At 58.5% G+C, this 14,569-nt stretch carries 6 protein-coding genes and 3 pseudogenes; 5 read left to right on the forward strand and 4 right to left on the reverse strand.

Features of this window, described 5'->3' with window-relative positions:
- Nucleotides 1–434: 434 nt before the first annotated feature.
- Together ACP2YO_RS19810 and ACP2YO_RS19815 are read right to left on the reverse strand one after the other, a co-directional pair.
- Nucleotides 435–1,868, reverse strand: coding sequence for an HlyD family type I secretion periplasmic adaptor subunit (locus ACP2YO_RS19810; protein ID WP_426442334.1), 1,434 nt, complete (start codon nucleotides 1,866–1,868; stop codon nucleotides 435–437).
- Nucleotides 1,865–4,573, reverse strand: coding sequence for a type I secretion system permease/ATPase (locus tag ACP2YO_RS19815; RefSeq protein ID WP_426442335.1), 2,709 nt, complete (start codon nucleotides 4,571–4,573; stop codon nucleotides 1,865–1,867). Before ACP2YO_RS19815 ends, ACP2YO_RS19810 begins: the two co-directional genes overlap by 4 nt.
- A gap of 1,349 nt (nucleotides 4,574–5,922) precedes the next feature.
- On the opposite strand from ACP2YO_RS19815, the gene ACP2YO_RS19820 reads away from it, so the two are divergent.
- Nucleotides 5,923–10,692: a hypothetical protein gene (locus tag ACP2YO_RS19820; protein WP_426442336.1), complete on the forward strand. Its 4,770-nt coding sequence runs from the start codon at nucleotides 5,923–5,925 to the stop codon at nucleotides 10,690–10,692.
- A gap of 261 nt (nucleotides 10,693–10,953) precedes the next feature.
- On the opposite strand, the pseudogene ACP2YO_RS19825 reads toward ACP2YO_RS19820, so the two are convergent.
- Together ACP2YO_RS19825 and tnpB (ACP2YO_RS19830) are read right to left on the reverse strand one after the other, a co-directional pair.
- Nucleotides 10,954–11,665: pseudogene (locus tag ACP2YO_RS19825) on the reverse strand (IS5 family transposase).
- A 168-nt stretch (nucleotides 11,666–11,833) separates the two neighbouring features.
- Nucleotides 11,834–11,950, reverse strand: a pseudogene (gene tnpB, locus ACP2YO_RS19830) (IS66 family insertion sequence element accessory protein TnpB); the annotation flags it as partial.
- A 189-nt stretch (nucleotides 11,951–12,139) separates the two neighbouring features.
- Here tnpB (ACP2YO_RS19830) and ACP2YO_RS19835 point away from each other — a divergent pair.
- The 4 genes and pseudogenes from ACP2YO_RS19835 to tnpC all read left to right on the forward strand — a co-directional run bounded on the left by ACP2YO_RS19835 (nucleotide 12,140) and on the right by tnpC (nucleotide 14,524).
- A complete protein-coding gene (locus tag ACP2YO_RS19835) occupies nucleotides 12,140–12,484 on the forward strand; it encodes a transposase (RefSeq protein ID WP_426442337.1) in 345 nt (114 codons plus the stop codon).
- Complete coding sequence (tnpB, locus tag ACP2YO_RS19840) at nucleotides 12,481–12,630, forward strand: IS66 family insertion sequence element accessory protein TnpB (RefSeq protein WP_426442338.1); 150 nt, start codon at nucleotides 12,481–12,483, stop codon at nucleotides 12,628–12,630. The genes ACP2YO_RS19835 and tnpB (ACP2YO_RS19840) overlap by 4 nt, the downstream gene beginning before the upstream one ends.
- 31 nt (nucleotides 12,631–12,661) lie before the next feature.
- Nucleotides 12,662–12,826: an IS66 family insertion sequence element accessory protein TnpB gene (gene tnpB / locus ACP2YO_RS19845; protein ID WP_426443260.1), complete on the forward strand. Its 165-nt coding sequence runs from the start codon at nucleotides 12,662–12,664 to the stop codon at nucleotides 12,824–12,826.
- Between the two features lie 73 nt (nucleotides 12,827–12,899).
- Nucleotides 12,900–14,524, forward strand: a pseudogene (gene tnpC, locus ACP2YO_RS19850) (IS66 family transposase).
- Nucleotides 14,525–14,569 lie beyond the last annotated feature (45 nt).

Below are 14,569 nucleotides of genomic sequence, written 5' to 3' on the forward strand. Positions count from 1 at the left end.
GGGCGACTGATGAGCAAAAAGCTGAGTCTCGAGGGTATGTCCGTTGACGAGATGTGGCAGCTCCACGAAGAAGTTAGTGTGTTGTCCGCCAAGTTAACGTCGGAAAAGCGCGAACTCGAGAGGCCGCTCGCGCAGCTTCGGCATGCGGAGAATTTTCAGCTGTCAGATTCCGGCACCAAGGCGGGACCTGAAGCGGCGCCCAGGGAGGGTCGGAACCACCCGCAAGCGTCACCGAAATACAGGAACTCCGAAGAGCCCTGAAACCTGGCTCGGGCGTGGGAAACGGCCGCCCTGGTTGACCGCTACAAAGATCGATGAGTTTGCCATTGACAGGCTCGCCGTCAGCCGGCGCATCTAGCCCGCGGACCAACTCTGCTGCTTGGCAGGATAGCGCTTGCCGGAAACGTTCGGTTTGGATTGGTGAGAGGCGGCTCCTACCTCTCTCGCAGCATATCATGTCTATACTGCGCCAGCGGCGAAAGCAGATAACTGATAATCCGTCGTGAGCCGGACCTGATCTCGACCGTTACCGCCATGCCCGGCGACAGGTCGACCAGCTTGTCTCCCACTTGCATGCTGGTGCGCTCAAGGCTCACGCGCGCTGCGTAGTTCAGCTCCTGCCCTTTCGGTTCGCTGCTTGCAGTCTCGGCTCCTGCAATCCTGTCGTTGGTTCTGTCCTGGGGCCGTTCGCGCGTGATCGCGTCCTGCGACACGTTGAGAACCGTGCCGTGCAGAAGTCCGTAGCGCGTGAAGTTAAAGGTGTCGATTTTGACTTCAGCCTGCTGCCCGGAGTGAACAAATCCGATGTCGCGGTTTGACACCATCGCCTCGATCTCGAGATGGCTGTCCGATGGCACCACGGCGAGGAGCACCTGGCCGGGGCTAACGACACCCCCAATCGTGTGTACCGCCAGCTGCTGCACCACGCCGTCCACGGGCGCGGTAAGTTCCTGTAGCTTGGTCCGCTGCTCGGCCTTGATGACGTCCTGCGCCAGGCCGGCAGCCTTCTGCTCGGCCTTCGCCAACTCGTCGAACCGGCCCCTGCGATACTCGGCGGCGGTCTGCGCGCGGGTTTCAGTCAGGGCCGCAAGCGCCGCATCGGCTTCTTGATAGCGGCTCTTCTGAACCTGCAGATCCTGCTGCATGCTGACGAGTTCCTGATATTCGGTCAGATAGACGATCTTCGAGCCCAAATCCTTCTCGAAGAGATATTTTCGAATCTCGACCTTTTGGGTCAGCACTGGCAGTGTTGCTTCGATTTTAGCGGCCGCAGCACTGATCGTATCTCGCTCGGCCTGCTTCTGCTTCAGTTGTCGATCCAGGGCTGCAAGTTTTCCCCGTTGCTCGGCGAGCTGGCTGAGCAGGTATTGCCTGTTCATCTCGATCAGGGACGCGCTTGCCCCCTCGGGGGGGCGAAAGTCATCGAGCGGATTGGGCTTGTCGGACAAAGCCGCGCGGAGCCGCGCCAGCTCAAGTTCAGCGGAAACATAATCGCTCTTGAGGTGATCACGCTCGGCTTCCGTCATCGTCGGGTCAAGCTCGATCAATACCTCGCCGGCCCTGACGCTCTGACCATCGCGCACGTGAATGGCGCGAACCACGCCGCTTTCGAATGGTTGAATGGTCTTGGTTCGGCCGCTCGGAATGATCTTCCCGGACGCGGTCGCGACGATATCGACGCTGCCGAAGGACGCCCAGAGAAGCGCAAGGCAGAACAGTGCAATGACTGTGATTCCGATTGCGCGGCCGATCGGGGAGGGCGGTGTTTCGACGATCTCGAGAGCCGCAGGCAAGAACGCGAGTTCACTCTCGTTGCGGCGAATGACTTCCCTTTTGGGGAACTGAATGACTTTTTGGGAGGTGGTCATCCGATGCCCGCCTGCAGGTAATGCAACTTGGCGTAACGACCATTGCTGCGGATGAGCTGGTCATGGCTACCATCTTCGACAATGCGACCGCGCTCGATGGTGACTATACGATCGGAATGACGCACGGTCGATAGCCGGTGCGCAATGATGAACACCGTGCGCCCGGCGGCGATTTGCTTCATGTTATCCTGGATCGCTCGCTCGCTCTCGTAGTCGAGCGCACTGGTCGCCTCATCCAGGATCAAGATGCGCGGATTTGATATCAAGGCCCGCGCAATCGCGATGCGCTGACGCTGCCCGCCCGACAGGCTGCTGCCACGCTCGCCAATCCTGGTGTCGTACCCTTCCGGTAATTCCAAAATGAAATCATGCGCGCCAGCAAGCTTGGCGGCGGAAATAACTTTCTCTATCGGTATAGCCGGATCAGAGAGCGCAATGTTTTCGGCCACAGAGCAATTGAACAGGATGTTTTCCTGCAGCACCACGCCGACCTGCCGGCGTAGCCAGGCGAGATCGACCATCGCAAGGTCCACCCCATCAACCAGCACGCGTCCGCTCTCCGGCACGTATAGTCTCTGAATCAGCTTGGCAAGCGTACTCTTGCCGGAGCCGGAGGAGCCGACGATTCCGACGACCTCGCCCGGCCGCACCGCGAAACTCACGTCGTGCAAGATCTGCGAGCCATCGGCGCGATAGCGAAAGCTTACATGCTCAAACCGGACCTCGCCACGAATTGCCGGCAGCGTCGCGCGACCCGGACTGAAGCTCGGCTCCGGGATGGTGTTCAGGATGTCGCCGAGCCGCGCCACCGACAATCGCGCCTGATGAAAGTCCTGCCACATCTGCGCAAGGCGCAGGACCGGCGAGCTGACCCGGGATGCCAGCATGTTGAAGGCAACGAGCTCGCCGACAGAGAGGGTGCCGTCGATGACGAGCTTCGCACCGAAATACAATGTCAACGCGATCGTCACCTTGTTGACGAACTGCACGGCCTGGCTCGCGAGATTGTTGAGGCTGACCACTCGGAAGCTCGCCGAAACGTAGCCCGCAAACTGCTCCTCCCAGCGCCGCTGCATCTGAGGCTCGACCGCCATTGCCTTGAGCGTCTCAACGCCGGTGACGCTCTCAACGAGGAACGCCTGGTTTTCGGAGCCACGGCGGAATTTCTCGTCGAGCCGCCGACGGAAAGCCGGAGTCGCAGCAACGGAGATCGTAATGTAGAATGGAAATGCCCCAACGACGACCAACGTCAGCAGCGGCGCGTAATAGAACATAATCGCGATGAAGACGAAGGTGAAGAACAGGTCGATGATAAGGGTCAGCGCGGAGCCGGTCAGAAACTGGCGGATATTTTCCAGTTCGCGAACCCGCGCGACGGAATCGCCAACCCGTCTTGCCTGGAAATAAGCGATCGGGAGCGCCAGCAGATGTCTGAACAAGCGCGCGCCAAGTTCGACATCGATCCGATTGGTCGTATGTGCGAATAGATAGGTACGCAAGTAGCCGAGGATGGATTCGAACAGCGATATTCCCAACAGCCCGATCACTAACACGTCGAGCGTGCTCAAGCTGTGGTGCACCAGAACTTTATCGATCACCACTTGAAAGAACAGCGGTGAGATCAACGCAAACAGCTGCAGGAAGAACGAGGCGATAACAACCTCTGCAAGCAAGCGGCGATACTTATGGATCGCTCCTATGAACCATGTGATGTCGAAGCGCCGCGCGAGGTCAACTAGTTTGGCACGGCGCGCCATGAGCACGAGACGACTATCCCAGACCGCCTCGAACTGCTCCCGGTTCATCACTTCGGGGTGTGGCGACGACGGGTGCTGAACCAGCACCTTATCCTCGGCAGCTTTGCCAAGGATGAGAAAACCGCCGTCGCGCAATCCGGCAATTCCGGGCAACGGCGTACTCGAAAGCCGCTCCCAACTCGTGGCGCTGACTCGTGCTTTTAAACCGAGCTCTTTCGCATACCGCAGCATTTCGGGGGGGCCGATGTGGGCGGTCCCGCATCGGTGTTGAATTTGCCCAGGATCAGCGCCGATGCCTAGAATGCGCAACATCAAGACGAGTGCACCGAGCCCCGTTTCGTTGGGCATGGAAGAAGCGGAGTTTGAGTGTTCGATGGACGGATCAATCGTGAGTTCGTCGATCTGAAAAAGGTGCGCGACAGAAGCAGAAACCCGCTGAGCGAGGCGGCCGAGTCCGGCGGTGGTCCACTTCAAAAAAGTCTTGTACGAGGCCTGAAGGCGACGCCATGGGGCTATGAACCCTGAGCATCCCTGAACGAGGCGGCGACCGAGTGGAGGACGTACGCGAGGGCGGGCCATCTCTATGAGGTGGCCATTCCAGACGGACTCGAATTGAGATCGCGTTAGATACTCCGGCCGGGTCGACTCGGGATCCTGGACCAAAAGCTGCTCGTCGTCGATCTTGGCAACAATTAAAAGGCGGCCGTTACGCAGCGGCGCGATAACGGGTAGCATGGTGCTTCGAAGGCCGTTCCAATTCGTTGCGGTCGCGCGCGAACTCAATCCACGCTTTTTCGCGCAGCGAAGCATTTCAGGGATGCCGATTTTCGGTTTTCCACTTTGTCGGCGGATATCCTCAAGTGTGGCGTCGATGCCGTGAAGTCGTAGCATTAGCGCCAGCGCCAACAGCCCAGAATCGCCATGCATTCCAACGGCGTTCACCGTCATTGCGCATGCCTCAATGGTTATTTCGGATTACTTGCCCCAACCCGGAGCCAATCTTATGGCGCCCACTCTCAAGCTTTTTTGGGGCAATCGGCTACGGTCAATCACCTTTCCTGTCAGCAAGAGAATCCTGCCGCCAAAGCGCCACGATCATCCAATTAATGATTTTGCATCGCTGGTGGCCTCTCGTTGGATTCGATCGAAGGCGGCGTGCCGCGGCGGAAAATCGAGTTCGAACAATCGACTTTTGCGGCGCCGTGCCGCGCTTCAGCCGAGAATGCCAGTCCATTCCCGTATTATAACGGACCGTAGCATGGCGGCCCGTGACAGAACGGATGGTCGGCTTCGAAGAACTCGCTACGTCTGAAATCATGGAATCCACCAAGTCGGTGTCCAAGTGAGGTTGATGTCGATGCGGACGTCTATCTCGAGAGTGATACAGTTCGTGGAGCGGTCCACCGATCGTGCGGACTCCGGGCGGTCGTTGAGTTAGTTGCGTCATTGACTTCGATGTTCGCAACCAGACGTAGCGTGGATGAAGAAGAATCACGCAACGAAAGCTCGCTGAAGTTAGCGAGACGGAAGTTACGCCTGCCGCCAAAGCGCCATGATCATACGAGTGTATGTGTTGCAGGAAATGCGGAGCTGACGAATCGTGGGGACCGACAAACGGTTCGTCGCTTCTACGGGGACTTAGTCCGAAACGAGTTGAATGCGCGCGCGGCCGGGCGACGACGGAGTCAGCGATGCAAGCTGGTTCGACTGCGTCCGCTAGCCGTGTGGATGTGTGCTGCACGAGAATTTTCGGGGGAACCTTGGGACAGACAGCAGGCATACCCCGTATATTTACGGGCGAACTTTGCAGGGGTCGGGAAAATGAGGATGGATTGGATCAGTTCGCAGGGAGCGGACTCAACATCGAAGAAGAAACGTTGAGCTCGTTTGACCGTGAGATGTGGCTGTCGCCTGGTCCTGCTGGACTCGGCGTTCGTTCAATCGAGGAGATGAGTCCAACTACGCGAGAGGTTGCCGAAAGCGATGCGACAATCTCGCTCTTAATCGGCATGTGCTCACTTGGCCGCCGCGGCAGGTGGTGTTGTTGCGTTGACTTGCGCTTGTTGACGTTCGGCGACGCGAATACTGATCGCGCACTCTTAACTTGCGGTTCACCACATTCAATCTCCATACCCAAATGGGATGGAAAGCGAGCAGTAAGCTTGCCGTTGATCCGTAAAGTTTTACTTCGGCGCCGAACCACTTCTTTAAAGAAGGAAACTAGAGTGCATCCTCGGAATGCAGGCGCGTGCGCCATCGTGATCAAATCTCACAATCGAATTCGTTGAGAGGCTATCTTGCGAAGAGCATCCAAAAACAACTCCTCGCTTAGCGAGCAAGCTTTCATTGCGGAAAGCAATTTTGGCTTCGACCAAACGAGCGATTGGACAATCGCGGACGACTTGAATGCGTTTGACCACGATACGCTTGTGGCAAGCAGTGTCGCCTATCAAACTGCTGACTACTGGGATTTTGCCTCTCACTTCCCCGAGGCCGCTAAGAACGCGTCGCGGGCATTCGAGACATCGCCAGCAGAGTCCGCAACAAACTCGCCGCCGTTGACGACCGTTGATGCTGCTGCCGCCGTGGCAACTGCCGCCGGACCAACTTCAATTGTTGTCGCGGACGGCGCGACTGTCGAGATCAACGGTCCCGGTACGCAGTCGGTAAGCTTCTCGGGCGCGGACGGCACGCTCAAGATCGATCATTCATTGAGGTTCACGGGTCAGATTTCAGCTCTGTCCGGAGCTGATGCGCTGGATCTGGCTGATCTCAGCTATGGAGCGAATACGACAGCAACCTTTCGTGGAAATACCAGCGGCGGAACGCTGAGTGTCAGTAACGGAATAAATACGGTTAATCTCTCGTTGCAAGGCAACTACCTGTCATCGACCTGGACGGTGAGCAGTGACGGCGATGGCGGCACAACCGTAGTCGACCCGGTGGCGTCGACCAACTGGCAGGAGCTAAAGATCGGAGCGGGTGGTTTCGTCACTGGAATAGATATCGCACCAGACGATACTATGGTGGTACGCACAGACACGTACGGCGCCTACATTTGGAATGGTACGCAGTGGCAGCAACTTGTGACCGCAACAAGCATGCCAGCAGCAGACTTAACAGCAAATAACGCCCAAGGCGTATACGAAATTCAAATCGCGCCGAGCAATACCGATATTTTGTACATGATGTTTAACGGCTTTGTGTACCGGAGTGTTGACAAGGGAGCGACATGGATAAAGACGTCGTTTTCCCAAGTCACTGAGAATCCAAACGTAGACTCGACCAAGCTTGACGGCCAGAAAATGGCTGTTGATCCAAATAATCCGAACGTGGTGTACGTCGGAACGCCGCAGAACGGCCTCTTCGTTACAAGAGACGGCGGAGTCACTTGGCAAAGCGTGAACATACCGGTCGGCATTGCGAATTCAAGCGGCCAAAATCCTGGTATCACCGGTATTGTTTTCGACAAAACGTCCGGTGTTACTAACGGAATAACCAACGTAATTTTTGCATCGAGTTACGGTCAAGGGGTTTATGAAAGTACTAATGGTGGGGCCACGTGGACGGCGCTAGGTGGAGGGCCGGCGGACGTCGAGTATGCGACTAGTTCTAGTTCAGGCGGTTATTATGCCATCGGAAATAACGGTACTGCACTTTGGCGATACGCAAATGGCACGTGGACCGACTTGCTGAACGCAGATGTCAATGGGTTTCAGTCGGTCGCGATCGATCCGTTCAATCCAGCTCACATCGTAGTTCAATTGCCTGGCGGTAATATCAATCAAAGCCTCGACGGGGGGGCGACTTGGAGCGGTACCAATTGGAATAACCAATTTAGCGCGACCGATGTACCGTGGCTAGGTACGGTCGGCGGGTATATGGGAATTGGCGGAGCGATGTTTGATCAACTCGTTCCAAACGAGCTTTGGGCGACTGATGGTATCGGCGTTTGGAACACTAATATTTCAGCGAATTTCAGCTGGACATCGCCGGTCGTCTGGAACTCCCAAAACGTCGGCATCGAACAACTGGTAGCAAACCAGATTGTCGTTGCTCCTGGAGGCAAGCCGGTGCTTGCATCGTGGGACCGGTCCTTCTTCTACGTTAGCAATCCAAATAATTTTCCTTCTAATTACGGCGTCGGTGCACCAACCTCCTTTTCCGCGGGCTGGTCTCTTGACTATGCCTCGAGCAGCCCAAATTTTGTAGTTGGAATTAATGATTGGTGGGGCGTAGAGCAGTCGGGTTATTCGACGGACGGCGGCCAGACCTGGCGGGAATTTCCAACGATGCCTTCGTTCGCCGGAACCACTATCGGGGGCACGATAGCAGCAAGTTCTCCAACGGACATTGTTTGGGCGCCTGCGGATGGGGTAGCGCCGCAATACACTACCGACGGAGGACTTACTTGGAACCCTGTGGTACTGCCGGGCGTGACCGATTGGAGCGCTTTTGACTTCGCTTACTACTTGGATAAGCGCACGGTAACGGCTGACCGGGTACTCCCGGATACCTTTTATATGTATTACACCTCGACCTCGAATCCGACTGCCGACGGTGTCTTCAGAAGCAGCGACGGCGGCGTTACTTGGACGAAGGTATTCAACGGCCAAATTTCCGACTGGTCATTCTACAATTCGCAAATTGAAGCGGTCCCCGGTGAGGCCGGCAATCTGTTCTTTACTGGTGGTCCGCAATCCGCCGCGACGCATCCGGCGTCGGAGCCATTCTATCAGTCGACGGATGGCGGGGTGACCTGGACTGCGATCCCCAACGTACTGGAGGTTTCGACGTTCGGATTCGGCGCGCCGGCTACTCCGGGCGGCTATCCATCGATCTACATTGTCGGTTACGTCAACAACGTCTATGGCATTTGGCAATCCAACAACGATGCACAATCGTGGGTTCAGATTGGTCAATATCCAGAAGGTAGTCTCGACACCATCAAGACAATTGCCGGAGATCCCAACATATACGGCCAAGTTTACCTTGGTTTCGCCGGTTCAGGATATTCCTATTTAGCGGCAACTCCAGTTGGCCCGACGCTGACCTCGATCGTGGAGTCGCCTTCGAGCGGCGACCTCAATGCAGGAAAGACCGTCGCACTGACGCTCAATCTAAGTTCGGCAGTGACGGTGGCCGGCGGCATCCCGACGCTGACGCTGAACGACGGCGGCACCGCGACCTACACCGGCGGTTCGGGGACAAGTGCGTTGACCTTCAGCTATGCAGTCGGCTCAAGTGACAGCAATGTTGCCGCGCTGACTGCAACTGCGGCCAACCTCAACGGCGCGACAGTCAAGGACAGCAGCGGAAATGCAGCCAACCTTTCGCTAGCGGGCCTGACACAGAAGGGCCCGCAGATCGATACCACAAGGCCAGTGATCAGCGCGATTTCAGAGACCCCGTCGAGTGGCGAACTCAATGCCGGAAAAATCGTCACCTACACCATTACGATGAGCGAAGGGGTGACGGTCAACACGACCGGCGGACGCCCGACGTTGACGCTCAACGACGGCGGCTTTGGCACCTATGTCAGCGGCTCAGGCACGAACGCGCTGACCTTCAGCTACACGGTGCTGGCCGGGCAGAACACCCCCGACCTGATGGTGACGGCGTTCAACCTGAACGGCGCCACCATTCTGGACGGGGCCGGCAATGCCGCCAACCTGTCGCTGACCGGCGTCGCCCAGGGCAGCCCCCAAATCGACACCACACCGCCTGCGGTCACACAGGTTACCGCCTCGCCGGCAAATGGCACTGAATTTGCCGGCAACATCGTCACCTTCACACTGGCCTTTGGTGAGGCGGTGACGGTTGCCGGTACCCCGACGCTCACCCTCAATGATGGCGGTACTGCAACCTATATAGCCGGCAGCGGTACCAACGCTCTGACCTATACGTACACGGTCGGCTCGAGCGATGCTTTGGTTGCGGCGCTCGCCATCACGCAAGCCAACCTGCCCAACGGCGCGACCATCACCGACGGCGCGGGCAATGCCGCCAATTTGTCGGGCGCTTTGACCACCTTCCCCAGTCTGGTGATTGGCTTCGATAACCCGCCGGTGGTAACGACGTTCACCAAATATATGATGCGCAACCAAACCACCGCCGCATCGACTTTGTTCACCGCAAGCGATCCGGACGGCAACGCCATCACCATGTATGCGTTGAAGGATCCGACCGGCTCTGGCCACTTCACCGTGAATGGCGTGATCCAGCCGAGCAACACCGAAGTTGATGTCACGCCAGCCCAACTCGCCAACACCTATTATGTGGCGGGGATGTCCTCGGAGCAGCTCTCGGTACGCGCCTTCGATGGTGCGCTCTGGAGCGGGTGGCAAACCGTTTCGATAAACGTAGCTCCCAGCAACGAGAAGGCACCGGTGGTGACAGCTTCGAGCCTGAATACGCTGGCAGGCCAGACGTTCGCAGCGGCATCGTTGTTCTCTGTGAGCGATCCCAATGGCAACCCGATCGTGACCTACGCGCTCAAGGACACGACCGGCAGCGGCCATTTTGTGGTCAACGGGGTCGTTCAGGCGAGCAACACGGAGATCGATCTCACTTCGGCCCAGCTCGCGCAGACTGTTTTCCTTGCAGGATCGGCGACTGATCAACTGTCGGTACGCGCCTCCGACGGCTGGCAATGGAGCAGCTGGCAATCGCCGGCGGTCAACGTATCCTCTACGCCCGTCGTCAATGCAGGTGCAACGCTTGAGCTCGCATCGGCCTACGCAGGCCAGGTATCATTCGCCTCGACAACAGGAACACTAAAGCTCGACAACTCCGCGAGTTTTGCCGGCACAGTGGCGGGCCTGTCCGGACAAGACTCGCTAGATTTGGCCAATGTCAACTTTGCGAGTATCGGGACGCCTAGTTTTACCGGTACAAGTACAGGCGGTGTATTAGCAGTTAGTGATGGTACCAACAGCGCAAAAATCGCGCTCTTGGGCAACTACATGGCGGCCACTTTTGCGGTGTCCAGTGATGGCCATGGCGGCACCTTCGTAGTCGATTCCGCGACGACGCCCGTTGTCAATCCATCCCATGGCCACCACTGATGAAAGGAAAAGGCTGCCTGGCAGCGGAAGTAATCATCGCTTAGGAAAAGCCTCGGTGAGGCGGTTCACAACGGCCAGGCCCGTCAGGAAAAGCCGCTGGGGTCGAAGCGTTGACGGAGCGGCCTCGACCGCGTCTGACAGGCGGCCTCAACGAGCCGGGCGTCGCCCTCAAGCAGGGTGTTTTTGAGCGGCAGGCTCGCCTTGGCCCAAGGCCAGCAGGTCGTCGCCGGAACGTGAGGTCTCAGAGTCTGTCCGAGAACATCAAGCGGGATTACAAAGTTTGCGGAGCATGAGGCGGATTGAGGCGAGGCGCAAGAAAGCGAGCGCCTTGCGGTTGAGGTTCTCCCAGTCTTTGGCAAGCCTTCGGCAGCGGTTGAGCCACGCAATGGTGCGCTCGACGATCCAGCGCTTGGGTAGGACAACAAATTCTTTGACCTGATCAGAACGCTTGACGATTTCGGTTTCGAGGTAGGGCATGGTTTTCGCGAGAGCCTCCTGGAATTTAGGTCCCTGATAGCCGGCGTCGGCGAACAGCTTCTTCAAGAACGGATACATTCCAAACAGCGTCGCGAGCAACAGGATGCCGCCGTCGCGATCCTGGATATCGGCGGGATGAACGATGGCGTGGAGCAACAGGCCCATCGTGTCTACGAGAATGTGGCGCTTCTTGCCCTTGATCTTTTTGCCCGCATCATAGCCATGCGGATCGATGCAGGCCCCCCTTTTTCGGCGCTTTTCACGCTTTGGCTATCGATGATGGCGGCGGTCGGGCTGGCTTCGCGCTCTTCTTGCTCACGGCACTCCACATAAAGCTCCCGTTCATCACTTCGCGCACATCGACGTGGCGCTTGTTGCCGCCGCGCTTGGCCGGCGGGATCAACGGCTCGACATGCGCCCATTCGTCGCCGGTCAGATCACTCGGGTATCGCAATTGGCTGCGGTCGTAACGTCTGCGGTTCTGCGCCGTCCACATCGGTGAGCCCTCCTCGAATCAGGCCACCACCAATGAATCACAAATGATTCAGGAGATTCAACATGTTCCCGAACAGACACTCAAGCTCGCTCAGTAGCCGCGCGCGCAGCTCGGCCGATTGCTCAGGCGCAAGCTCCGAAGGGCGGTTGAGGACGGCCTTGGCGGGCTGAGCCGCTTGCTGCGAAACACGAAGACGTCGCCGCAATACGGGTTCGCACGCAGCGCTTCGCTCACCAGCGCCGACAGCGTGTGCACCGACTTACGAAAGTTGACCGGCTGTACCGCTGTACCGCCAGCACCACCTTGAGGTCAGACCGTAATGCAATCACCGGATGCCCCGAAGCACCGTAAGCGCCAAGGAGACCCCACATAGCGCGTGGGCGAGAGATCTGAGAATCTTCGGCATGGAGTGCCGGAGATTTGGTGATGGCAATTTCTATAAGTATGCCTATGCCTGATGACAGAAATTGTCAGGTGATCGAAGCGCTGGAGGCTCGGCCGCTTCGGGGTCGCCGGGCCTGGTCAGCCGAGGCGAAGGCGCGGTTGATCGAGGAAACGCTACAGCCGGGGGTGAATGTGTCGGCTATTGCGCGGCGGGCTGGTGTTGCCTCTTCGCAATTGTTTGGGTGGCGGCGCAAAGCGATCCGCAGTGGGGTGGTGAGCGCGCGCGAGCCAACCGGGCAAGTCGGCTTCGTCGAGGTTGGCACGGTTGCGACTTCGCTGGTGGAGATCAGTTTGGGCGATGCCGTCATCCGCGTCAGCGGCGATGTGGATGTCGCTCACCTGGTCAAGGTGATCCGGGCGGTTCGTCAGGCATGATTCCAAGTGGCGTGAAGGTGCTGGTCGCCAGCCATCCGGTCGATTTTAGAAAAGGCCCGGACGGGCTTGCGGCCCTGGTGCGCGACGCCGGCTCGGATCCATTCAACGCTTCGCTATACGTGTTCCGGGCCAGGGAGAGCGGATAGAATCAAGATTGTTTGGTGGGATGGATCCGGGATTTGCCTTTACTCGAAACAACTCGAGAAATCGAAGTTTTGTTGGCCGCGGATTGGCCCGTATCGGATCCAGCTCAATCAGGCACAGTTGCTGGCGCTGGTTGACGGGCTGGACTGGACGAAGGTGCGTGCGGTCGTTGTGAAGCGCCCGGAAACGGTGGGCTGACCAGCTGCGGCGAAGTGAATCAGGGCGCTGAAAGGGTTGGGAGATCGGCGACGACTCTGCTGTGATGGCGGCGATGACGACGCCCGTTGCAGAGCTTCCGAAGACCCTTGCCGAAGCCCACGCGCTGATCCTCGCCTTGGCGGAAGAGCGGGCGGCAATCGAGACCGAGAACAGTCGCATCACCTCCAAGATGGCGACACTGAGTGCGGCCAACGCCGATCTTGCCGCGGTCAACCAGGCGGCCGATGCGCGGATCGTGGAACTGACGTCAATCGTGAAGATGTTGGAGCGCACGCTTTACGGCACGCGCTCGGAACGGTTGCGTAGCGACAGGCCGAGCGATGAGCAGATCGCCTTTATATTTGACGAGATCGCCATCGGCGTGGCTGCAGTCGAAGCCGAGCTGGCGAAGGCTGGGAGCCAGGACAAGCCGAAACGCGCGCCGCGGCCGCGCAAGGAGTTCGGCGCGCATCTGGAGCGGGTCGAGATCATCATCGAGCCCGAGGTACCCCCTGGTTGCGAAGGGTTGGAGAAGGTCCTGATCGGCGAGGACGTCTCGAAGCGGCTGGACGTAACGCCGGCGAAGTTCCGGGTGATCGTGACGCGCCGCCCGAAATACGCCTATCGCAACCGTGATGGCGTGGTTCAGGCCCCGGCACCCGCCTATCTGATCGAGAGCGGCCTTCCGACCGAAGCGCTTCTCGCCCAGATCGCGGTGGCCAAATACGCCGACGGGCTGCCGCTGTACCGGCAGGAGGCGATCTACGCACGTGACGACGTCGATCTCGACCGATCGCTGATGGCGCAATGGATGGGCAAGGTCGGCTTCGAATTGCAGCCACTGGCCGACTACGTGCTGGAGAAGATCAAGCAGGGTGAACGGGTCTTCGCCGATGAGACGACCCTGCCGACGCTCGCTCCCGGATCAGGCAAGGCGCTGAAGGCATGGCTGTGGGCATACGCTCGGGACGACAGGCCGTTTGGTGGCAACGATCCGCCGATGGTGGCTTATCGCTTCGAGGACAGCCGCGGCGGCGAATGCGTCGAGCGTCATCTGGCGGGCTTTGCCGGCATTCTGCAGGTCGACGGCTATGCCGCTTATAATCGGCTCGCGAGATCGACGGGTGCCAATGAGGGGGTAACTCTGGCGGCCTGCTTTGCCCACGTCAGGAGGCGATTCTACGAGCTTCACGTCAACGAGAGCTCGCACCTGGCGACGCAGACCGTCACGACGATGGCGGGGCTATGGGAGATCGAGGCCGATATCCGCGGCAGGATCCCGCAACGCGCGTGAAGGCGCGCCAGCAAAAATCCGCCGCCATCGTCGCCGCGCTCTTCGAGTCGTGGGAGAAAGAGCTGCCCCGCCTGTCCGGCAAATCCAAACTTGCCGAGGCGATCCGCTATGCCACATCCAGGCGCACCGCCCTCGAGCGCTTCCTGAGCGACGGCCGCATCGAGATCGACTCCAACATCGTCGAGCGGGCAATCCGGCCGCAAACCATCACAAGAAAAAATGCGCTCTTCGCGGGCAGCCATGGCGGCGGCCGGACTTGGGCGACCATCGCCACGCTGCTGCAGACCGCAAAGATGAATGACGTCGATCCGCACGCTTGGCTCACGCAAACTCTCGAACGGATCGCGCAGGGCTGGCCGATCTCTCAGATCGATGCCCTCATGCCCTGGAACTTCAAAGCCTGAACGGCCTCAGCTTTGCGCTTACGAAGCACCGACAGCACCATCGAG

The organism is Bradyrhizobium genosp. P (genome assembly GCF_049949265.1).
GTDB lineage: Bacteria > Pseudomonadota > Alphaproteobacteria > Rhizobiales > Xanthobacteraceae > Bradyrhizobium.

Excerpts from the sequence above, each read along its gene's own strand:
- tnpB (WP_426442338.1), top strand. The coding sequence starts at position 12,481 with ATGATTCCAAGTGGCGTGAAGGTGCTGGTCGCCAGCCATCCGGTCGAT.
- ACP2YO_RS19815 (WP_426442335.1), bottom strand. The coding sequence starts at position 4,573 with ATGACGGTGAACGCCGTTGGAATGCATGGCGATTCTGGGCTGTTGGCG.
- ACP2YO_RS19810 (WP_426442334.1), bottom strand. The coding sequence starts at position 1,868 with ATGACCACCTCCCAAAAAGTCATTCAGTTCCCCAAAAGGGAAGTCATT.